General features: G+C 57.7%; 18 protein-coding genes. 14 read left to right on the top strand and 4 right to left on the bottom strand.

The annotated features are described in order from the left end of the window. Positions 1 to 66 precede the first annotated feature (66 nt). Positions 67 to 579 carry an outer membrane protein OmpX gene (gene ompX, locus COO59_RS01965; RefSeq protein ID WP_103058144.1) on the top strand — a complete coding sequence of 171 codons (513 nt, stop codon included), beginning with the start codon at positions 67 to 69 and terminating at the stop codon, positions 577 to 579. 119 nt (positions 580 to 698) lie between these two features. Here the strand turns inward: ompX and COO59_RS01960 are convergent, their stop codons facing one another. Next, on the bottom strand, positions 699 to 890 hold the full coding sequence (locus COO59_RS01960; RefSeq protein WP_103058143.1) for a hypothetical protein: 192 nt from the start codon (positions 888 to 890) through the stop codon (positions 699 to 701). Between the two features lie 255 nt (positions 891 to 1,145). Between COO59_RS01960 and mntR the strand changes: the two genes are divergently transcribed. From mntR to COO59_RS01930, 6 genes are all read left to right on the top strand, one after another. Next, complete coding sequence (gene mntR, locus COO59_RS01955) at positions 1,146 to 1,607, top strand: manganese-binding transcriptional regulator MntR (protein WP_103058142.1); 462 nt, start codon at positions 1,146 to 1,148, stop codon at positions 1,605 to 1,607. Between the two features lie 298 nt (positions 1,608 to 1,905). Next, positions 1,906 to 3,030, top strand: coding sequence for an HlyD family secretion protein (locus tag COO59_RS01950; RefSeq protein ID WP_240614066.1), 1,125 nt, complete (start codon positions 1,906 to 1,908; stop codon positions 3,028 to 3,030). Next, positions 3,027 to 4,595, top strand: a complete 1,569-nt coding sequence (locus COO59_RS01945; protein ID WP_103058140.1) for a DHA2 family efflux MFS transporter permease subunit — start codon at positions 3,027 to 3,029, stop codon at positions 4,593 to 4,595. Before COO59_RS01950 ends, COO59_RS01945 begins: the two co-directional genes overlap by 4 nt. A gap of 1 nt (position 4,596) precedes the next feature. After that, positions 4,597 to 6,135, top strand: a complete 1,539-nt coding sequence (locus COO59_RS01940) for an efflux transporter outer membrane subunit (RefSeq protein ID WP_103058139.1) — start codon at positions 4,597 to 4,599, stop codon at positions 6,133 to 6,135. Between the two features lie 407 nt (positions 6,136 to 6,542). Further along, positions 6,543 to 8,039 carry a sugar porter family MFS transporter gene (locus COO59_RS01935; protein ID WP_103058138.1) on the top strand — a complete coding sequence of 499 codons (1,497 nt, stop codon included), beginning with the start codon at positions 6,543 to 6,545 and terminating at the stop codon, positions 8,037 to 8,039. A 207-nt stretch (positions 8,040 to 8,246) separates the two neighbouring features. Further along, positions 8,247 to 9,839 (top strand): ABC-F family ATPase, encoded by a 1,593-nt coding sequence (locus COO59_RS01930; protein WP_103058137.1) that lies wholly within the window; start codon positions 8,247 to 8,249, stop codon positions 9,837 to 9,839. A 67-nt stretch (positions 9,840 to 9,906) separates the two neighbouring features. On the opposite strand, the gene COO59_RS01925 is transcribed toward COO59_RS01930, so the two are convergent. The 3 genes from COO59_RS01925 to moeA form a co-directional block, all read right to left on the bottom strand. Beyond that, a complete protein-coding gene (locus tag COO59_RS01925) occupies positions 9,907 to 11,466 on the bottom strand; it encodes a sensor domain-containing diguanylate cyclase (protein ID WP_240614065.1) in 1,560 nt (519 codons plus the stop codon). An 81-nt stretch (positions 11,467 to 11,547) separates the two neighbouring features. After that, positions 11,548 to 12,312, bottom strand: a complete 765-nt coding sequence (moeB, locus tag COO59_RS01920) for a molybdopterin-synthase adenylyltransferase MoeB (RefSeq protein WP_103058136.1) — start codon at positions 12,310 to 12,312, stop codon at positions 11,548 to 11,550. Between the two features lies 1 nt (position 12,313). Continuing rightward, a complete protein-coding gene (gene moeA, locus COO59_RS01915; protein ID WP_103058135.1) occupies positions 12,314 to 13,549 on the bottom strand; it encodes a molybdopterin molybdotransferase MoeA in 1,236 nt (411 codons plus the stop codon). 250 nt (positions 13,550 to 13,799) lie between these two features. Here moeA and COO59_RS01910 point away from each other — a divergent pair, with 250 nt between their 5' ends. The 7 genes from COO59_RS01910 (at position 13,800) to COO59_RS01880 (ending at position 21,623) form a co-directional block, all read left to right on the top strand. Next, positions 13,800 to 14,756: an isoaspartyl peptidase/L-asparaginase gene (locus COO59_RS01910; protein WP_103058268.1), complete on the top strand. Its 957-nt coding sequence runs from the start codon at positions 13,800 to 13,802 to the stop codon at positions 14,754 to 14,756. Between the two features lie 9 nt (positions 14,757 to 14,765). Then, complete coding sequence (gsiA, locus tag COO59_RS01905; protein WP_103058134.1) at positions 14,766 to 16,622, top strand: glutathione ABC transporter ATP-binding protein GsiA; 1,857 nt, start codon at positions 14,766 to 14,768, stop codon at positions 16,620 to 16,622. Between the two features lie 48 nt (positions 16,623 to 16,670). Continuing rightward, on the top strand, positions 16,671 to 18,209 hold the full coding sequence (gene gsiB, locus COO59_RS01900) for a glutathione ABC transporter substrate-binding protein GsiB (protein ID WP_103058133.1): 1,539 nt from the start codon (positions 16,671 to 16,673) through the stop codon (positions 18,207 to 18,209). A 50-nt stretch (positions 18,210 to 18,259) separates the two neighbouring features. Continuing rightward, the gene (gene gsiC / locus COO59_RS01895) at positions 18,260 to 19,180 is read left to right on the top strand and encodes a glutathione ABC transporter permease GsiC (protein WP_103058267.1); all 921 of its coding nucleotides are present in this window, start codon (positions 18,260 to 18,262) and stop codon (positions 19,178 to 19,180) included. 9 nt (positions 19,181 to 19,189) lie between these two features. Further along, positions 19,190 to 20,095 (top strand): glutathione ABC transporter permease GsiD, encoded by a 906-nt coding sequence (gene gsiD, locus COO59_RS01890; RefSeq protein WP_103058132.1) that lies wholly within the window; start codon positions 19,190 to 19,192, stop codon positions 20,093 to 20,095. An 82-nt stretch (positions 20,096 to 20,177) separates the two neighbouring features. Then, positions 20,178 to 21,143, top strand: coding sequence for a Gfo/Idh/MocA family protein (locus COO59_RS01885; RefSeq protein WP_103058131.1), 966 nt, complete (start codon positions 20,178 to 20,180; stop codon positions 21,141 to 21,143). 57 nt (positions 21,144 to 21,200) lie between these two features. Further along, positions 21,201 to 21,623, top strand: a complete 423-nt coding sequence (locus COO59_RS01880; protein WP_103058130.1) for a lysozyme inhibitor LprI family protein — start codon at positions 21,201 to 21,203, stop codon at positions 21,621 to 21,623. Positions 21,624 to 21,916: the final 293 nt, after the last annotated feature.

The following is a 21,916-nucleotide window of genomic DNA, read 5'->3' as shown; positions in this document are numbered from 1 at the left end:
TCCCGCTAACTTTTGTTATATTTTCAGCGTTGTCAGGAGAGAAGTATTATCACATTTGAGGTGGTTATGAAAAAAATTGCATGTCTTTCAGCACTGGCTTGTGTACTGGCAGTTTCTGCCGGTTCCGCAATGGCTCAAAGCACCGTTACTGGCGGTTACGCTCAGAGCGATATGCAGGGCGTTGCGAATAAAGCTAACGGCTTCAACCTGAAATATCGTTACGAAGACGGCTCTAACCCGCTGGGTTGGATCGGTTCTTTCACCTACACCGAGAAAGATCGTAGCGAAGACGGCTTTTACAACAAAGGCCAGTACTACGGCATCACCGGTGGTCCGGCTTACCGCTTAAACGACTGGGCCAGCATCTACGGCGTAGTAGGTATCGGCTACGGTAAATTCCAGCAGAACGAACAGGCTGTACGTAACAAGTCCGACACCAGCGACGTTGGCTTCTCTTACGGTGCTGGCCTGCAGTTCAACCCGTATGAAAGCTTCGCTATCGACGTAGGCTACGAGCAGAGCCGTATCCGCGACGTTGACGTTGGCACCTGGATCGCAGGCGTCGGCTACAGCTTCTAATCTTGCCGTTGGCAGGATAACAAAAACGGCTCCCTGGAGGGCCGTTTTTTTATGGCTGTTATCTGCAGAAAATATCTTTTCAGATAAAGCCCGTATGGCTTAAACGCGAAGCAGCGCGTTTAGCCGCGCCAGATAAGGCGTGGGCAGTTCGCGCTTGCCGCGCAGTTGCCTGCCAGACGTTCCAGCAGCATTAAGCGCAGGCGAAAAGGCGAGTGGGTCAGCAGGCACAGAATACCCCGCCAGCTGACATTTGCCTGGCGAGTGCGCTGAACACATCTGCCACAGCCCAGACAGCGTTTCGTTGTGTTCATGAGAACCTCCGGATTAACCTCTGACGATGACGTGACACCGCCCTGTAATAAATATAAACAGCAACAGCCCGTTCATTTCAGCTTTTTTGCTGTCAGACCAGGCTGACTACTTTATCAGCAAATATAGCATTGGCTATATCCTTTAGCCAAGGCTAATCAGCTAAAATTTGTGCTTCGTTGCTGATGGTTTACAATGATGCGCCAACACACCGGCAATGCCTGATAATGACCGGTTGAAGAATAAGAGGAAGCTGAATGAGTCGTCGCGCAAAGCCCGCTCCTGCCAGGATTAATGGGCCATTAAAAGAAATTGAAGAGCATGTCGAAGGGTTCCGACAGGTTCGCGAGGCGCATCGCCGTGAGTTAATTGATGACTATGTTGAGCTGATTTCAGATTTGATTCGCGAATTTGGCGAAGCGCGTCAGGTGGATATGGCGGCGCGTTTAGGCGTATCGCAACCCACCGTGGCGAAAATGCTGAAGCGACTCGGCAGCGTAGGGCTGGTAGAACAGGTTCCTTACCGCGGCGTCTTTTTGACCCGCGAAGGGGAGAAGCTGGCCGAAGAAAGCCGGGCGCGCCATCATGTGGTAGAGATGTTCCTGCTGGCGTTGGGCATCAGCCCCGATACCGCCCGGCGCGATGCCGAAGGCATTGAACATCACGTCAGCGATGAAACCCTGAGCGTTTTCCGTCAGTTCTGTGAGAACCGCCAATAAAACCCCGGCCGTGACCGCCAGCCAGGCGGCCGCCCCCCGTTTTGCTGCATAACCTGCGGCCCGACTGAAAGCTTTTTCCTGCGGCGCGTTTTCAGCGCCGCGTTTTTCCAGCATGGGTGAGCAGCGTTGAATGCGCTGCGTCTCTTCCTGCCGTTATTAAGCCGACCGCCATTGCCCTCTGCCAGCTTATTTCCCGCTACACTCAATTTGTCAATTAAGCCTGGCATTTGTAATTTTTACTTCTATGGCTAATCTCAAATCGTAAGTTCAGGATTTATGCTGCAGGAAAATGGAACCGATGACTCATTCAAACGACACGTCGCCCGATGATGATAAAGCGCATCAGGACAACGATGAAAGCCAGCAGGAACAGGAACAACCGCGTAAGCGCCCCGGAAAAAAACCGCTGATTATTCTGGGTGTGGTGGTGATTGTTATGATCATCGTTGCGCTGTTCTTCTGGCTGAGCACGCGCAATGAAGAAACCACTGATGATGCCTTTACCGAAGGCAATGCGGTAACCATCGCCGCCAAAACTTCCGGCTACGCGGTGAAGCTGCTGGTTAATGATAACCAGCGGGTTAAAAAAGGCGATTTGCTGCTGCTGATCGATCCGCGCGATACGCAGGCGCAGCGCGATCAGGCGAAAGCGCAGCTTGGTCTGGCTCAGGCACAGCTGCATCAGGCCCAGGCGCAGCTGGCCCTGGCGAAAGTGCAGTATCCGGCCCAACGCGATCAGGCGCTGGCGCAGCAGGCCCAGGCCCAGGCCAGTTTGCTTAACGCCCAGTCAGACTATCGCCGGCTGCGTGGCGTTGATCCGCGCGCGACCTCCCAACGTAATATTGATACCGCCAGCGCCCAGCTGCGTTCCGCCCAGGCACAGCTACAAAGCGCGAAGGCGCAGGTGGAAGTGGCGTCGCAGATAGCGCTGCAAATCCGCCAGCAGGAAACTAACGTTGAGGCGCGCCGCCAGCAGGTCGAACAGGCGCAGGCGCAGCTTAACGTCGCCGAGCTGAACCTCTCTTATACCGAAGTGCGCGCCCCTTACGATGGCTTTGTGACCAAACGTAATGTGCAGCTCGGCTCTTTAGTGCAGGCGGGCAGTGCGCTTTTTTCGCTGGTTTCGCCTGAAATCTGGATAACCGCCAACTTTAAAGAATCGCAGCTTGAGCGCATGAAACCCGGTGACAGGGTCACTATTAGCGTGGATGCCTGGCCGGACGGAGAGCTGGAAGGGCACGTTGACAGTATCCAGATGGGTTCCGGCTCACGCTTCTCAGCCTTCCCGGCGGAAAACGCTACCGGCAACTTTGTTAAAATCGTGCAGCGCGTGCCGGTTAAAATCGTGATTGATAACGGGCTGGATCCAAACAAACCTTTGCCGCTGGGACTCTCCGTGGTGCCTAAGGTTACGGTGGAATGAGCCACAGCCAAAGCTGGCAGCCGGCCAGTAATCCCTGGCTGGTTGCGGTAACGGTGACGTTGGCGGTATTCATGGAAATCCTGGATACCACCATCGTCAACGTGGCGCTGCCGCATATTGCCGGCACGCTCTCCTCCAGCTACGACGAATCAACCTGGGTGCTGACCTCCTATCTGGTGGCGAACGGCATCGTATTACCAATCTCCGCTTTCTTTTCCCGGCTGTTTGGACGTAAGCAATACTTTCTGATCTGTATTGTGATGTTTACCCTCTGTTCGTTTCTGTGCGGCATCGCCACGGAGCTGTGGCAAATTATTCTGTTCCGCATTCTGCAGGGCTTTTTTGGCGGCGGGCTGCAGCCGGTACAGCAGTCGGTACTGCTGGATTATTTTAAGGCGGAAGATCGCGGGAAGGCGTTTGGCCTTTCCTCGATTGCGATTATCGTGGCGCCGGTAATTGGGCCGACGCTTGGCGGCTGGATTACGGATAACTACAGCTGGCGCTGGGTCTTCTTTATTAACGTACCGGTGGGCATCCTTGCCACGCTGGCTATCTATCAGCTGCTGGAAGATCCGCCGTGGGAGCGGCGCTGGGCGAAAGGCAAACTGACGATCGATTATATCGGCATCAGCCTGATCACCCTGGGTCTCGGCTGTTTGCAGGTAATGCTGGATCGCGGCGAGGATGAAGACTGGTTCGCCTCACATTTTATTCAGTTCTTTGGCGTATTGACCCTGATTGGCCTGACCGGGGCGATTTACTGGCTGATGTACGCGCGTAAACCGGTAGTGGAAATCGGCGTGGTACGCGATCGTAACTTCTGGGTTTCCGGCCTGCTGATGGCGGGCATGGCGATGATCCTGTATGGCAGTTCGGTGGTTCTGCCGCAGCTGGCGCAGCAGGATCTGGGCTATACCGCCACCTGGTCAGGGCTGGTGCTGTCGCCGGGCGCGATCCTGATTGTACTTACCATTCCGCTGGTGCTGAAGCTGATGCCGTTGGTACAAACGCGCTGGATCATCGCCTTCGGTTTTACCTGCCTGACGGTGTCGATGTTCTATTCGTCCGGCCTAACGCCGCAGGTTGATTTCACCACTCTGGTGCTGATGCGCAGCGCGCAATCTATCGGGCTGGGGTTCCTGTTTGTGCCGCTAACCACTATCGCCTTTGCCACCATTCCGCAGCGGCTAAATGCCGATGCCTCGGCGCTGTTTACCATGTTCCGTAACGTCGCCGGATCGATTGGCATCTCCCTCTCTACCGCGGCGATCACCGAGCGCGAGCAGGTACGTAGCGCGCATCTGGCATCTAACATGACGCCGTTAAATGAGCAGTTTAATCTTACCGTAGAGCGCTGGGCGCAGAGTATTCGCGACTTTACCTCGGCGGCTGGCGATCCGCTGACGCTGGCGACCGGTCAGCTCTATCAGCAAACGATCGTGCAGGCGCGTATCCTGGCTTATGTCGATGTTTTTATCGGGCTGGGTATCGTCGCCTTTATTTTGATTCCTTTATGTTTTCTGCTTTCGCCGGTTAAGAGCGAAGGCAGCGCAGGAGCACACTGACATGAACGTTACCAGGGTAATGCGTTCGCGCCCCGGCCTGCTGGCTTTATCCTTGCTGCTGGCGGGCTGCGCGGTGGGGCCCGACTACCAGCCGCCACAGGCCCAGACGCCCGGCAGCTGGCGCGATCTCGCTTCGCAGGCGGCCTCAAAGCCGCAGAGCAGCGCCATCAATCCCAGCTGGTGGCGCAGCTTTAACGATCCGCAGCTGAATAGCCTGGTCGATCGCGCCATTGCCGGTAACCTGTCGCTGCAGCAGGCGGTGCTGCGTATTGCCGGGGCGCGTGAGCAGCTGTCGCAGGCGCGCGGCGGGCTGTTTCCCGCCATTAACGGCAACGTTTCCGCCCGGCGACAGCAGCTGGGCGCGAAGGGGATGCTGGAATCCAGCGGCGCGTATGATCAGCTGGATGAGAATGCCCCTGAGCTGCGTTCGTCGCTTGATAGCCTGACTCAGCCGATCAATCTGTATCAGGGCAGCTTTGACGCCTCCTGGGAGCTGGATCTGTGGGGTAAAGTCCGGCGGCAGGTGGAAACCGCCAATGCGCAGCAGCAGGAATCGATAGAGAGCCGTAACGATGCGTTGGTCTCGCTGGAGGCTGAGGTGGCACGCGCTTATCTGCAGCTGCGCGGCGCGCAGTCGATAACGCGCACGCTGCAAACGCAGATCGACGTGGCGCAGCAGACGCTGGAACTGACGCAAAGCCAGCAGCGTAACGGCCTGGCGCCGCAGCTGGATGTGGAAAACGCGCGCGCGCAGCTCAGCTCGCTGCGCGCTCAGCTGCCGCAGTACCAGGCGCAGGCGCGTCAGGCGATGAACGGGCTGGCGGTGCTGACGGGCAAACCGCCCGGCGCGCTGGATAGCGAACTGATGGCCGGGAAAACGCTGCCTGCCTTGCCTCCCGCCGTGCCGGTAGGCATTCCGTCTACGCTGGCGCGTCGTCGCCCCGATATTCGTCAGGCGGAGGCTAACCTGCATGCCGCGACCGCGAATATCGGCGTATCGGTCGCGCAGCTGTTTCCCAGCCTGTCGTTAACCGGTCAGCTGGGCGTGCGCAATACCGACGCCAGTTATCTGGATAACTGGAGCAGCCATTTCTACAGCTATGGCCCCGCGTTATCGATCCCGATTTTTCAGGGCGGCAGGCTGGTTTCCAGCGTGAAGCTGGCGCGGGCCCAGCAGGCCAGCTCGGCGTTAAACTATCGACAAACGGTATTAACCGCGCTGCAGGATGTGGAAAATGCGCTGGTCAGCTACCGTACCGATCAGGAGCGGGTGACCCAGATGGATGAAACCGTTAGCGCCCTGCAGAACAGCTTTGATTTAGCCAGCGACAGCTATAGAAAAGGCCTTTCCACCTTCCTTGATGCGCTGGATGCCCAGCGCCAGCTGGCGCAGGCAAAACAGCAGGCGGAACAGGCGCGCATGCAAAGCAGCCTGGATTTGGTCGCGCTGTATAAAGCGCTTGGCGGCGGCTGGGAAAATTATCAAAACGTCGCGTTGCCGCAATTTAACGTCTTTGGCCCGGCGACGCCCGCCAGCTAACCTGCCTGTAGCCCGACAAAAAAGGAGAGCCTCTACGCTCTTATCCGGTTATCAGTTTCAAGCCGCCAGCCTGCAACCGGCGGCTTTTTTTGTTTCTTCCTTCATACCTGGGCAGCCTGCCGTTCCCGCGCTGAATATTTTTAAAACAAACATTTCCTTTTTAATGGGTAACGAAACATCTGTCGCTAACGCCAGTAAAAAATTTTCTGCGCGTTTAACAACACTGTAAACGAAATAGTGTGACAGCGGTCAGCCTTCAGGCGGAAGATTATGACCTCTGCCACAAAATTACTGTTTCACTATTATTTGAAATGAAAAAAATAATCTATGTTGTGTGGTGAAAGGTTTGTGTTCTGTCAGCAGAACACAGGTCAGATTTCCACTTCAACCAGGTTGCTGGAGTCATCATGCCAAAAGAACAATACCTTACGTTGAGCAAAGCCTCCGGGCCAAACAGCAGCACACCCGCTGAACCCTTTGTTAAAGTGATCGCGATGGTCGCAACGCTGGGCGGATTGCTGTTTGGCTACGATACCGGGGTTATTTCCGGCGCGCTGCTGTTTATGGGCGACGAACTGCATCTCACGCCTTTTACCACCGGCCTGGTGACCAGCTCGCTGCTGTTTGGCGCCGCCTTCGGCGCGCTGCTGGCCGGTCACTTCGCCTCCGCCGCCGGACGCCGGAAAATTATTCTGGTACTGGCGATCATCTTCGCCATTGGCGCGCTGGGCACCTCGCTGGCGCCGGACGTTCACTGGATGATCTTTTTCCGCCTGGTGTTAGGCGTCGCGGTCGGCGGCGCGGCGGCAACCGTGCCGGTCTATATTGCCGAAATCGCCCCGGCGAATAAGCGCGGCCAGCTGGTGACCATACAGGAGCTGATGATCGTTTCCGGCCAGATGCTGGCCTATATCTCTAACGCTTCCTTTAATGCCGTCTGGGGCGGGGCGGATACCTGGCGCTGGATGCTGGCGATTGCTACCGTACCGGCGGTGTTGCTGTGGTTCGGCATGATGTTTATGCCCGATACGCCGCGTTGGTATGCGATGAAAGGACGTCTGGCGGAGGCGCGCCGCGTGCTGGAGCGTACCCGCGCCAAGGACGATGTCGAATGGGAGCTGACCGAAATTGAAGAAACGCTGCAGGAGCAGGAAAACCAGCAGAAACCGCATCTGCGCGAGTTGAAAAAGCCCTGGCTGTTTAAGCTGTTTCTGATTGGCATCGGCGTGGCGGTGATCCAGCAGCTGACCGGCGTCAATACCATTATGTACTACGCGCCTACGGTATTAACCAGCGTCGGAATGAGCAACAGCGCCGCGCTGTTCGCCACCATCGCCAACGGCGTGATCTCCGTCCTGATGACCTTTGTCGGCATCTGGCTGCTGGGCAAAATTGGCCGCCGCACCATGACGATGATCGGGCAGTTTGGCTGTACCGCCTGTTTATTCTTTATCGGCGCGGTGAGCTGGCTGATGCCTGAAACCCTTAACGGCCAGCCCGATATGCTGCGCAGCTATATGGTGCTGCTGGGCATGCTGATGTTTCTGTGCTTCCAGCAGGGCGCGCTGTCGCCGGTTACCTGGCTGCTGCTGTCGGAAATCTTCCCGACGCGCCTGCGCGGTATTTTTATGGGCGGCGCGGTATTCGCCATGTGGATCGCCAACTTCATTATCTCGCTGATGTTCCCGGTGATGCTGGCCACGGTGGGCCTGGCGGGCGCCTTCTTTATCTTCGGCGCCATCGGCATCGGCGGCGCGATCTTTGTGCTTAACTGCATCCCGGAAACGCGTAACCGCAGCCTGGAGCAGATTGAACACTATCTGCACGAATGGCTCTCGCCCGATCGTGAAACGCCTGTGCTGTCTGCGCCGCTCAAGCGCGAAGCGGAACACCACGGCGGCTAACGTGGTTACACAAGGCTGGCGGTATTCGCCAGCCTTTTTTTATGGCACAATGCCCGCCAAATTTCGTTATCCCCTAAAATAATTCAACTCGCAGGAAGGCGACAGGCTGGCGCATCTCAGGCAGCGACCGGAGTCAGCGAGCAGCGTTAACGCCCCTGTAATTTGAACTATAACGGGAACATTCCCCGCATAAGTAAGGCAATCCCTGTGCTAGTTTCCAGCAACGTTACCATGCAGTTTGGCAGCAAACCGCTGTTTGAAAATATCTCCGTTAAGTTTGGCGGCGGCAACCGTTACGGTCTGATCGGCGCGAACGGTAGCGGTAAATCAACCTTTATGAAGATTCTGGGCGGCGATTTAATGCCGACCGCCGGCAACGTCTCCTGTGACCCCAATGAGCGTATCGGTAAGCTGCGCCAGGACCAGTTCGCGTTTGAAAAATTCAGCGTGCTGGATACCGTCATTATGGGACACGATGAGCTGTGGCAGGTGAAGCAGGAGCGCGATCGCATCTATGCTCTGCCGGAAATGAGCGAAGAGGATGGCTACAAAGTTGCCGATCTGGAAGTGCTGTATGGCGAAATGGACGGGTATACCGCCGAAGCGCGCGCCGGTGAACTGCTGCTGGGCGTGGGTATTCCGCTGGAGCAGCACTACGGCCTGATGAGCGAAGTCGCGCCGGGCTGGAAACTGCGTGTTTTGCTGGCGCAGGCGCTGTTCTCCAATCCGGATATTCTGCTGCTGGATGAACCCACCAACAACCTGGACATCGATACTATCCGCTGGCTGGAGCAGGTGCTGAACGATCGCAACAGCACCATGATCATTATTTCGCACGACCGTCACTTCCTGAACATGGTCTGCACCCATATGGCGGATCTGGATTACGGCGAGCTGCGTATCTATCCGGGCAACTATGATGAATATATGACCGCCGCCACCCAGGCGCGCGAACGTCTGCTGTCCGATAACGCCAGGAAAAAGGCGCAGATCGCCGAGCTGCAGTCATTTGTCAGCCGCTTTAGCGCCAACGCCTCTAAATCGCGTCAGGCCACCTCACGCGCCAGGCAGATCGATAAAATCAAGCTGGACGAGGTGAAAGCCTCCAGCCGTCAGAACCCGTTTATCCGCTTCGAGCAGGATAAAAAGCTGTTCCGTAACGCACTGGAAGTTGAGGCGCTGACCCAAGGCTTTGATAACGGCCCGCTGTTCCGCGACCTGAATCTGCTGCTGGAAGTGGGCGAAAAGCTGGCGGTGCTGGGCACCAACGGCGTGGGTAAAACCACGCTGCTGAAAACGCTGGTAGGTGATTTGCAGCCTGACAGCGGCACGGTGAAATGGTCAGAGAACGTGCGCATTGGCTACTATGCGCAGGATCACGCGGAAGAGTTTGCTAACGATCTGAACGTGTTTGACTGGATGAGCCAGTGGAAGCAGGAAGGCGACGATGAACAGGCGGTGCGCAGCGTGCTGGGCCGTCTGCTGTTCAGTCAGGATGAGATTAAAAAGCCGGCGAAAGTGCTGTCGGGTGGTGAAAAGGGCCGCATGCTGTTTGGCAAGCTGATGATGGAGCGCCCCAATATCCTGATTATGGATGAGCCGACCAACCACCTGGATATGGAATCGATCGAGTCGCTGAACATGGCGCTGGAGATGTATCCGGGCACGCTGATCTTTGTTTCTCACGACCGCGAATTCGTTAGCTCGCTGGCGACGCGCGTGCTGGAAATTACGCCGGAAAAAGTCATCGACTTCAGCGGCAGCTATGAAGATTATCTGCGTAGCAAAGGCGTTCAGTAATTACTGACGCAGCAAGCGCTCGCGCAGAGATGCACCGACCAAAGGCCGCCGCAATGGCGGCCTTACTTTATCCTATCGACGACGGCATATTGCTTACCCAAACCTGATTCTTACCCCGATGCTTCGCCTGATACAGGGCTTCGTCCGCCTTGTCGATAAATTCCGTGGGCAAAGCGCCAGCAAATACCCGCGGCTGCCAGTGCATACCAATACTAATGGTGACCCGCTTTACCGCCACGTTGCTTGCCTGATGCGGCATCGCCAGTGACTCCACCGCGCGCACCGCCTGCAGAGCGATAAGGTGCGCTTCCGGCTGCGTTTTATCCGTCAGCACCAGCATAAACTCCTCGCCGCCGTAACGGGCAACCAAATCTTCGCTACGGAGCGGCAAACGTTTCAAACATTGCGCGACTTTGCGCAGGCATTCATCGCCCGCCAGATGGCCGTAAGTGTCGTTATAGGCCTTAAATGAATCGACATCGATCAGCAGAATAGTTAACGGCGTACGCAGCTTTATTGCGCGCTCCATCGCTCTCGGCACAAACCAGTCCAGCTGACGACGGTTCGCCAGCCCGGTTAAACCATCCACCAACGCCAGGCCCTGCAGGGTGCGGTTCATATGGGTGAGCTGGTCGCGCACCATAGTCAGCTCCAGCTGATTATGCAGGTTAAGACGAATATGGCGCAGCACGATAAAGCCGAGCAGCAGCAGCAGCGCCAGCAGAACCAGATTGAGCAAAACAGAACCGAGAGAATCCGCGATCCAGTCCTGCCGCACCTCCTGCAAATCGTAGCCTGCGGTCACCACCAGCGGATAATTTTTCAGACTGGCGTAGCCAAAAATACGCGGGCGCCCATCGACGGCGGCGCGATAAACGGCAGCGCCGCTGGCGGTAGTGGTTAACAGTTGGGTAAATAACGGACTAAGAGAAATATTCCTGTTAATCAGGTGGTTACTGTAAGGACGGATATACATTATGTTACCGTCCGCCTTCATCAGCGCCATCAGATCGCGAGTGCCCAGGTTGTAGTAATCATAAACCTGGCGGAAATAGTCGAGGCGAATCGAAGCCATCACCACGCCGCGAAAGGTGCCGTCGGGATTGTTCAGGCGTTCTGATACCGGAATGACCATATTGCCGCTAATGCGGCTGCGCACCACGTCGCCGATATGCAATTTGCCGTCGGACGAAAGCTGATGAAAGCGGAAATATTCCCGATCGGCGCTGTTGGCTTTAACCTGCGGCGGCGCGGCAGAAGAGAGCGTGGGATAACCGGCGGCGTTATAAATCACAATGCTGTCCAGCGGAGGCAGCGCCGCTTCACGCGCCCGCAGCAGCTTTTGCAGGTTATCGGCCTGTTTTTCCATGCCGCCCTGGTTAATGCGATCGCGCACATCCTGCAGGGTCAGGTCGATTTGCAGAAAGGTATCTTCAGCCTGGCGAGAAAGCGACACCGACAGATTGCGCGCATTTTCTTCGGTGAGATGTAGCGTTCGCTGCCAGCTGCTCCACAGGTTCCAGCCGTTAATGGCGATTACCGCGCTGCTGATGACGAATAAAAAGATCAGCATCATCTGGCGCAGCATCGGTTTTGCAACGCGGCTATCGCTGCCTGCTTTATTCAACGCTGGCGCCTGGGGCGCGTTTCCATTTTCCATATTTCAAATATAGCCAGGGAAGGGGTAGCTGCTGAATCATCAGCCTGATTAATCGTAAACTGTGCCGCACACTTCGCAGGCTGGATCTTTTGCCACCTTCATTTCACGGAACTGCAGCGTCATCGCGTCATACATCAACAATTTGCCGGCCGCCGCTGCGCCGTAATGCGTCAGCAGACGAATCGCCTCCATCGCCTGCAGTGAACCGATCACCCCAACCAGCGGGGCCATGACGCCCGCTTCGACGCAGCTCAGGGTATCGCTGCCAAACAGACGGCTGATACAGCGGTAGCAGGGCATATTTTCATCCTGCCAGCTAAAAACGCCGATCTGGCCTTCCATACGAATGGCGGCCCCGGAAACCAGCGGAATACGCCGCCGCCAGCAGAGGCGATTAAGCTGTTCGCGCGTGGCGACGTTATCGCTACAGTCCAGTACCACTTGATGCTGCGCCACCAGCGCATCCAGCGCCGCATCATCCAGCCGGGCGTTGACGGTGCGCAGCTGGATTAGCGGGTTAATTTGCGCCAGCCTTCGCCGGGCCGATTCCACTTTTGCCTCGCCGATCTCCGCGTCGCTGTGTAGTACCTGACGCTGCAGGTTAGAAAGGGAAACGGTGTCAAAATCGAGCAGGGTCAGCGTGCCGACGCCGGCCGAGGCCAGATACGGGCTGGCGGCGCAGCCCAGCCCGCCCAGGCCCACTACCAGCGCGCTGGAGGCTTTTAGCCGCTCCTGACCATCAAAGTCAAAGCCTCGCAGCACGATCTGCCGGTTATAACGCAGGGTTTCGTTATCGGTCAGCTCCGGCAGCATATCAGCCTCCCAGCAGGACGTTAAAAGGTTCGATCTCTACCCATTCGCCCGGCTCAACGTGGCCGCGTTCGCGCTCCAGCACGATAAAGCAGTTGGCCTGGCTGAAAGAGCTAAACACGTGCGATCCCTGATGGCCGGTGCTGGTCACCTGCAGCTCGCCCTCTGCGCCACGGCTGACCACGCCGCGCTGAAAGTCGAGGCGGCCAGGGGTTTTCTTCAGACGCGTAACGGCGCGTGCGCGCTGGCGCGGCGGCAGGGCGGCGTGCTGTTGGCCGCTCAGCTTCGCCAGCAGCGGCTGCACCAGCTGATAGAAAGTGACGGCGGCGGAAACCGGATTGCCCGGCAGGCCGCAGAACCAGCTGTTGCTCAGCCGACCAAAGGCGAAAGGTTTGCCCGGCTTAATCGCCAGCTTCCAGAAAGTAATGGCGCCCAGCTCGTCCAGCATCGCTTTGGTGTAATCCGCTTCACCCACCGAGACGCCGCCGCTGCTGATCACCACGTCCGCTTCGCGGTCGGCCTGGACAAAGGCGGCGCGTAGCGCCTGCGGATCGTCGCGAATAATGCCGAGATCGATCACCTCGCAGCCAAGCTGGTCCAGCATCAGCCGTACGGTAAAGCGGTTAGTATCATAAATCTGGCCCGCCGCCAGCGGCTGGCCCACCGGCTGCAGCTCATCGCCGGTAGAAAAAATAGCGACCCGCAGCCGACGTACCACCTCGACCTCGCCGATGCCCAGCGAAGCGATCAGCGGCAGTTCCGCCGCGCCCAGGCGAACGCCTGCCGCCAGCACGCTGTCGCCCTGACGAATATCCTCACCGGCGCGACGAATGTTTTGTCCGGCGCTCACCTCAGCGGTAAAGCGAATGCCTTCGCCTTCCGCTGCGGTTTGCTCCTGCATCACCACCGCCTCTGCGCCGTCCGGCACCGGCGCGCCGGTCATAATGCGGATACAGCAGCCTGCGGGCCATTCACCGCTAAACGGCGCGCCGGCAAAGGCTTTACCGGCCAGCGCCAGCGCTTCGCCACGCGCAAGGTCGGCCATCCGCACCGCATAGCCATCCATCGCCGAGTTATCGAACGGCGGGACGTTGAGCGGGGAGATCACCGGCGCGGCGGTAATCCGTCCGGCAGCGGAATAGATAGATAGCGTTTCGCTCTCATTAAGGGGAGAGAGCCGATCCAGCATTTTTTGCCGGGCCTCTTCAAGGGAGATTAATCCCGCAGTAAAACTTTCCATTTGGCCTCCGGCCAGACACGACAGATGGTGCCTATTATGGCGCGAAATGACGTAACGATCACCCTGCCAGCGCACCTGAGGCTAATGTTGTACTTTTAGTTATGATATATAACGCTTTGTTATTAAACCTTATCTTGCTTTATGCTTTACATCGTCCCTGCCGCTACCTATAGTCAAAATTTGCCGAAAAATCATAACATCACATCCATTCAGCCGTTTCCGGCGGATTCAGAACACAGGGAAAATAATGATGGGCAGAGCAGCCATTGCCATTCACGGCGGCGCGGGCGCGATGGCACGTGCGGCGCTGAGCGCGGAGCAGGAGCAGCGTTATCTGAAGGCGCTGGGCGATATTGTCGCCAGCGGACAGGCGATTCTCGCCGCTGGCGGCAGCGCGTTAGATGCGGTTACCGAAGCGGTGCGCCTGCTGGAAGAGTGCCCGCTGTTTAATGCCGGAAAGGGCAGCGTATTTACCCACCAGGGCACGCATGAGCTAGACGCCTGCATTATGGACGGGCGCACGCAGGATGCCGGCGCGGTCGCTGGCGTGGCGCATATTCGCAACCCGATCCTGGCGGCCCGCGCGGTGCTGGAACAGAGCCCGCACGTGCTGCTGTGCGGCAGCGGAGCGGAGCAGTTTGCCCAGGAGCAGGGCCTGACGCCGGTCGCGGCGGATTTCTTCTCAACCGACGAACGCTGGCAGCAGCTGCAGCGCGCGCGCGCCAGCCAGCAAACGCTGCTGGATCATGATGGCGCGGCGCAGGTAACGGCGCCGCTGGATAGTGATCGTAAGCTGGGCACGGTTGGCGCGGTGGCCTGCGACAGCGCGGGCAACCTGGCCGCCGCGACCTCAACCGGCGGCATGACCAATAAACGGGTCGGGCGCATTGGCGATTCGCCGCTGCCGGGTGCGGGCTGCTTCAGCAACCGCCGCGTGGCGGTTTCCTGTACCGGCACAGGCGAAGTTTTTATACGCACGCTGGCGGCCTGCGACGTCGCTGCGCTGATGGAGTACGGCGGGCTTAGCCTGCAGCAGGCCAGCGAGCGCGTTATTTTCGATAAAATCCCGGCGCTGGGCGGCAGCGGCGGGCTGATTGCCATTGACGCCGCGGGAAATATCGCCCTGCCGTTCAATACCGAAGGCATGTATCGCGGCTACGGTTATGTGGATGAAACGCCGGTGACAGAGATTTACCGGCAAGCTTAAGGAGCCAGCATGCAACAGCCTTCCTCTTTACCGCTGGCCGAAGAGAGCGTGCTGGCAGTACGTAATCTTAGCGTCAGCTTTAACCAGCAGGGCCAGGTCACTCAGGCGGTGCGCCAGCTGTCGCTGGAGGTGCGGCGCGGTGAAACCCTGGCGCTGGTTGGTGAGTCCGGTTCGGGAAAATCGGTCACTTCGCTGGCGCTGATGCGCCTGATTGAACAGAGCGGCGGCCGTCTGGATAACGGTGAGCTGTGGCTGCGGCGGCGCGATAATTCGCTGGTGGATCTGGCGCAGCTGCGTCAGTCGCAGATGCGCACCATTCGCGGCGCGGATATGGCGATGATCTTTCAGGAGCCGATGACCTCGCTGAATCCGGTCTTTCCGGTCGGCGAGCAGATCGCCGAGTCCGTGCGGCTTCATCAGGGCAAAAGCCATCAGCAGGCCCTGGCGGAGGCGCGGCGGATGCTCGATCTGGTGCGGATTCCCGAAGCGCAAAACGTGATGACGCGCTATCCCCATCAGCTTTCCGGCGGCATGCGCCAGCGCGTGATGATTGCGATGGCGCTCTCCTGCCGTCCGGCGCTGCTGATTGCCGACGAGCCCACCACCGCGCTGGATGTCACTATCCAGGCGCAGATTTTGCAGCTGATCCGCGTGCTGCAAAAAGAGATGGCGATGGGAGTGATTTTTATTACCCATGATATGGGTGTGGTGGCGGAAATGGCCGATCGGGTGCAGGTGATGTACCGCGGCGAAGTGGTGGAAAGCGCCGATACCGCCACGCTGTTTCGTGCGCCGCAGCAGGCGTATACCCGTGCGCTGCTGGCGGCGGTGCCGCGCCTTGGCGCCATGCACGGTCAGCCCCTGCCGCGCAAATTTCCGCTGCCGGGCGAGCAGGAGAGCACCGACGCGCTGGAGGATACGGTAAAGCACCATGAGGCGCCGATCCTGGAAGTGCGTGATTTAGTGACGCGTTTTGATATTCGTGCCGGCCTGTTGAACCGCGTTAAGTGGCGGGTGCATGCGGTAGAGAAGGTTAGCTTTGACCTGCACGCCGGTGAAACGCTGGCGCTGGTGGGAGAGTCGGGCTGCGGTAAATCGACCACCGGCCGCTCGCTGCTGCGGCTGGTAGAAAGCCAGGGCGGCAGCATTACCTTTAACGGCCAGCGTATCGATCGGCTGAAGCCGCATCAGCTGGCGCACCTGCGGCGGGATATTCAGTTTATCTTTCAGGACCCTTACGCCTCGCTCGATCCGCGTCTGACCATCGGCTTTTCCATTATGGAGCCGCTGCTGATCCATAAGGTAATGTCGCGCGCCGGGGCGGAAAAACGCGTCGCCTGGCTGCTGGAAAAAGTCGGGCTGCTGCCGGAACATGCCCGGCGCTATCCTCATGAGTTTTCCGGCGGCCAGCGCCAGCGTATCTGTATTGCCCGCGCGCTGGCGCTGAATCCGAAAGTGGTGATCGCCGATGAATCGGTTTCGGCGCTGGACGTCTCGATTCAGGCGCAGATTATCAACCTGATGCTCGACCTGCAGCGCGAATTTGGCATCGCCTTTCTGTTTATTTCTCACGATATGGCGGTGGTGGAACGCATCAGCCATCGCGTGGCGGTGATGTGCCTGGGGCAGATTGTGGAAATCGGCCCGCGGCAGGCGGTATTTGAACATCCCCAGCATCCCTATACGCGCAAGCTGATGTCAGCGGTGCCGGTTGCCGATCCCGGCCGCCGCCGCCGCGAGCGGGCGCTGCTGGTGGATGAATTGCCCAGCCCGCTGCGCACGCCCGGCGATGAGCCAGCCGTTGCGCCGTTAATTCAGGTCGGGGCAGGTCATTACGTGGCCCGGCATACCATCAGCGGCGCCTGACGGCCCGGCTTTTGCATAACCCGGAAGGGACTAAGGAGAATAAGCAATATGACCAAACATATGACCCGCAGATGGCTGTTAACCGCCGGCCTGCTTAGCAGTTTTGCCGCTGTGCCTGGCTGGGCAGCAAAGGATGCGGTGATCGCCGTAGGCTCTAACTTCACCACGCTCGACCCGTATGACGCCAACGACACGCTGTCGCAGGCGGTAGCGAAATCCTTTTATCAGGGGCTGTTCGGTTTTGATAAGGATATGAAGCTGGTGAACGTGCTGGCGGAAAGCTATCAGGCCAGCCCCGACGGCCTGACCTGGACCATTAAGCTGCGCTCCGGCATTAAGTTTCAGGACGGCACCGATTTTAACGCCGAGGCGGTGAAGGTGAATCTCGATCGCGCCAGCGATGAAGATAACCACCTGAAGCGCTATAACCTGTTTAAATATATCGCCACCACCGAAGCTATCGATCCCACCACGGTGAAAATCACCCTGAAGCAGCCGTTCTCCGCCTTTATCAATATTCTGGCCCATCCGGCGGCGGCGATGATTTCTCCCACCGCGCTGAAAAAATATGGCAAAGAGATCGGCTTCCATCCGGTAGGAACCGGGCCTTATCAGTTCGTGACCTGGAACCAGACCGATTTTGTGAAGGTGAAAAAGTGGGACGGCTACTGGAAGCCGGGCTATCCGAAGCTCGACAGCATTACCTGGCGCCCGATTGTTGATAACAATACCCGCGCCGCGATGCTGCAAACCGGCGAGGCCAACTTTGCCTTCCCGATCCCCTATGAGCAGGCGAAGCTGCTGGAGAAAAACAGCAAGCTCGATTTAGTCAGCGCGCCATCGATTATGCAGCGCTATATCAGCTTTAACGTGACGCAGAAGCCGTTTGATAATCCGAAAGTGCGCGAGGCGATTAACTATGCGATTAACCGTCAGGCGCTGAGTAAAGTCGCCTTTGCCGGTTATGCCACGCCTGCTACCGGCATCGTGCCGCCGTCCATCGCCTATGCGCAAAGCTATCCGGCGATTGAATATAACCCGGCGAAAGCGCGCCAGCTGCTGAAAGAGGCGGGCTTCCCTGACGGTTTCAGCACCACGCTCTGGTCTTCCCATAACCACAGCACCGCGCAGAAGGTGTTGCAGTTCACCCAGCAGCAGCTGGCGCAGGTCGGCATTAAAGTGAAGGTTACGGCGATGGATGCCGGCCAGCGTGCGGCGGAAGTGGAAGGGAAAGGACAAAAAGAGAGCGGCGTGCGCATGTTCTATACCGGCTGGTCCGCCTCGACCGGCGAAGCTGACTGGGCGCTGACGCCGCTGTTTGCTACCGCTTCCTGGCCGCCGGCTATCTTTAACACCGCGTTTTACAGCAATAAACAGGTGGATAAGGATCTGAACGACGCGCTGAAAACCACCGACAAGGCGAAAAAAGCGCAGCTGTACAAAGATGCGCAGGATCGTATCTGGAACGATCGCCCCTGGGCGCCGCTGGTGGTGGAAAAACTGGTTTCGGCCCATACCAAATCGCTGAGCGGTTTTTACATGATGCCCGATACCTCATTTAATTTTGATGAAGCCGATCTGAAGTAATGTCCGCGCCGCCAGCCGCTGAGGCTGGCGTCTGCGGCGCAGGGAAACGCATGCTGAACTATTTCCTTAAACGCCTGCTGGGGTTAATTCCCACGCTGCTGATCGTGGCGGTGCTGGTCTTTCTGTTTGTTCATTTACTGCCGGGCGATCCGGCGCGGCTGGTGGCCGGGCACGAGGCGGATGCCCGCGTCGTTGAGCTGGTACGTCAGGATTTGGGGCTGGATAAGCCGCTGCCGCAGCAGTTCCTGCATTTTATGGCTAACGCGCTGCGCGGGGATTTTGGCACTTCAATGGTGTCGAAAAGGCCGGTATCGCAGGAGATCGCCTCGCGCTTTCTGCCTACGCTGTGGCTGACGCTGACCAGCATGGTCTGGTCGGTGATTTTTGGTATGGCGATCGGCATTGTCTCCGCCGTCTGGCGTAATCGCTGGCCGGATCGCCTTGGCATGACGCTGGCGGTATCGGGTATCTCTTTTCCCGCCTTTGCGCTCGGTATGCTGCTGATGCAGATCTTTTCCGTGGAGCTGGGCTGGCTGCCGACCGTCGGCGCCGAGAGCTGGCGGCACTATATTTTGCCGTCAATTACGCTGGGCGCGGCGGTGGCGGCAATTATGGCGCGCTTTACCCGCGCCTCTTTTATTGAGGTGATGCAGGAAGACTATATGCGCACCGCTCGCGCCAAAGGGGTGAGCGAATCGCAGGTTTTAGTCAGGCATGGCCTGCGCAACGCCATGATCCCGGTGGTCACCATGATGGGCTTGCAGTTTGGCTTTCTGCTGGGCGGCTCGATTGTGGTGGAAGTGGTATTTAACTGGCCAGGCCTGGGACGCCTGCTGGTGGATTCGGTGGAGATGCGCGACTACCCGGTAATCCAGGCGGAAGTGCTGCTGTTTTCGCTGGAATTTATCCTGATCAACCTGGTCGTGGATATGCTGTATGCCGCCATTAACCCGACGATACGTTACCAATAAGGAGCTGCGATGAAAAACTGGCGACGAGAGGCAGCTCTGAAAGCGATGCCCCTGCAACACAGCGATCGGGTGCGTACGCCGTGGCGCGAATTCTGGCGGCGTTTTCGTCGTCAGCATGTGGCGCTGGCGGCCGGCATTTTTGTGCTGCTGCTGATTGCGCTGGCGGCGTTCGCGCCGTGGATTGCGCCCTTTGATGCCGAAAATTACTTCGACTATGACCGGCTGACGGAAGGCCCTTCCGCCATGCACTGGTTTGGCGTGGATTCCCTCGGCCGCGATATTTTTAGCCGGGTACTGGCAGGCACCCGCATTTCGCTGCTGGCGGGCTTTTTCTCCGTCGCTATCGGCGGGGCGATGGGCACCGCGCTCGGCCTGCTGGCCGGTTACTACGAGGGCTGGTGGGACCGCATTATTATGCGTATCTGCGATGTGCTGTTTGCCTTTCCGGGCATTTTGCTGGCGATTGCGGTGGTGGCGATCATGGGCAGCGGTATCGCCAACGTTATCGTGGCGGTGGCGATTTTCAGCGTTCCCGCCTTTGCCCGTCTGGTGCGCGGCAATACGCTGGTACTGAAGCATCAAACCTTTATTGAGTCGGCGCGCAGCATTGGCGCATCGGACTGGACCCTGATCGTGCGCCATATTCTGCCCGGTACGGTCTCGTCGATTGTGGTCTATTTCACCATGCGCATCGGCACCTCGATTATTACCGCCGCCAGCCTGTCGTTTCTGGGACTGGGCGCTCAGCCGCCAACGCCGGAGTGGGGCGCGATGCTCAACGAGGCGCGGGCGGATATGGTCATGGCGCCGCACGTGGCGATCTTCCCCAGCCTGGCGATCTTTCTGACGGTGCTGGCCTTTAATCTGCTGGGCGACGGCCTGCGCGATGCGCTGGATCCGAAACTGCAAGGCTGAAAACCACCCGCGACGGGCAGATTCACCCGTCGCGCCTTTCGCTGTCTACACTTACCCTTCAGAGAGCGAAAAGGAAGAAAAAATGAAGCCGTTAACGTGGGCAATTATTGGACCGGGCGCGATTGCGCAACAGTTTGCCGCCGCTCAGGGCGCGCTGGGCAGAAAAATATACGCGGTGGGCGCCAGAAGCCGTGAAAAAGGCGAGGCGTTTGCGCAACGCTACGGTATTGAACGGGTATTTGATGATATTCCTCAGCTGCTGGCCGATCCGCAAATTGATGCGGTTTATATCTCTACGCCGCACGCCAGCCATTTCAGCTGGATGAAACAGGCGCTGGAGCAGGGCAAGCATCTGCTGGTGGAAAAGGCGATTACCGTCAGCAGCAGCGAGCTGAATGCGATTAACCGCCTGGCGGCAGAGAAGAAACTGATCGTGGCCGAGGCGATGACGCTGTTTCATATGCCGCTGTTTCATCAGCTGAAGAGGCTGATCGAGAGCGGAAAGCTGGGCAAGCTGAAAATGATTCAGGTTTCTTTTGGCACCGTCAAAGAGGCCGATCTCAACAACCGCTTCTTTAATCCGGCGCTGGCAGGCGGCGCGCTGCTGGATATTGGCACCTACGCGCTCTCGTTTGCCCGCTTCTTTATGAGCGAGCAGCCGAACCAGCTGTTTACCACGGTCAGTAAATTCAGCTCCGGCGTGGACGAGCAGTGCGGCATTCTGCTGCAAAACACCCAAAATGAAATGGCCGCCATCTCGCTGGCGTTTCGCGCCAAAATGCCGAAGCGCGGCATCGTCGCCTGCGAACGGGGCTTTATTACCGTTGATGATTTCCCACGCGCGCAGCGGGCGCAGCTAAGCTGGGCGGACGGCGCCACCGAAACCATCGAAGCGGGAGAAACCGACCGCGCGCTGCAGTATGAAATCCTGGCGCTGGAAAAATATGCCGCCGAGGGCGCGAACCCGCTGCATTATCTGACTAATGATGTCGTGGCGCTGATGACCGATATTCGTCAGCGCTGGGGGATCCGTTTCCCCTTTGAATAATCAACCCGTCGTCGGCAGCTGAGCTGCCCGATGGCGTCGAACTATTAAGGTCGATAAATGAAGTTAACCGCGTTATTGCTGCTGTCGCTGACGTTGCCCGCCGTCGGCCTGGCGGCGCTGCCGGGTGCGAATATTGATAAGCAGCTGCAGGGATGCAAGCAGCATGCAAACAGCACCATTGATAATGCGCAGTGCTACAGCAGCGCGATTCAGCAGTGGGATAGCGAGTTGAATAAGCAGTATCAGCTGCTGCTTAAAGGGCAGCCGAAAAGCGTCAGGCAAAAAATAACCGCCGCGCAGCGTAGCTGGTTGCAGTATCGCGACGGCTATAATGCGGCGATCTCCGCTTATTATCAGCAGCAGCAGGGTACGATATGGCCGCTGGTGGCGGCTGAAGCGAAGATGAATGTAATCCGGGATAAAACGATCGATTTGTATAAATTGCGTGTCAGTACCGATTTAGCCGCTGAGCAGGAATAAAACAGTTGGCTGTAAGGTTAATTCGGCGGCGTAAGCGATAAAAAAAAGCCCGCCAACAGGACGGGCCAAACACCAGGGAAATTAAATATTAACGCCTGTTAAAATATTAGTTTGCTTTGTACTTTGGGCAAGTTTTTAGCGCTTTTAAGCGCGAAAGCGTGAAAAAAATCACAAAAGCAGGGGAAAAGCGCCTTGCCTGGCTTATCCACCTGACGGCTTAAAACATTCACCCACGCGCCTGGCCGCGTAACCTGCTGCTTACTGCTACATTTACTCTGTGTTTGCTGAAGGAG

Source organism: Mixta theicola (genome assembly GCF_002895925.1).
Lineage (GTDB): Bacteria > Pseudomonadota > Gammaproteobacteria > Enterobacterales > Enterobacteriaceae > Mixta > Mixta theicola.
This window is presented reverse-complemented; position numbering and strand designations above follow the sequence as displayed.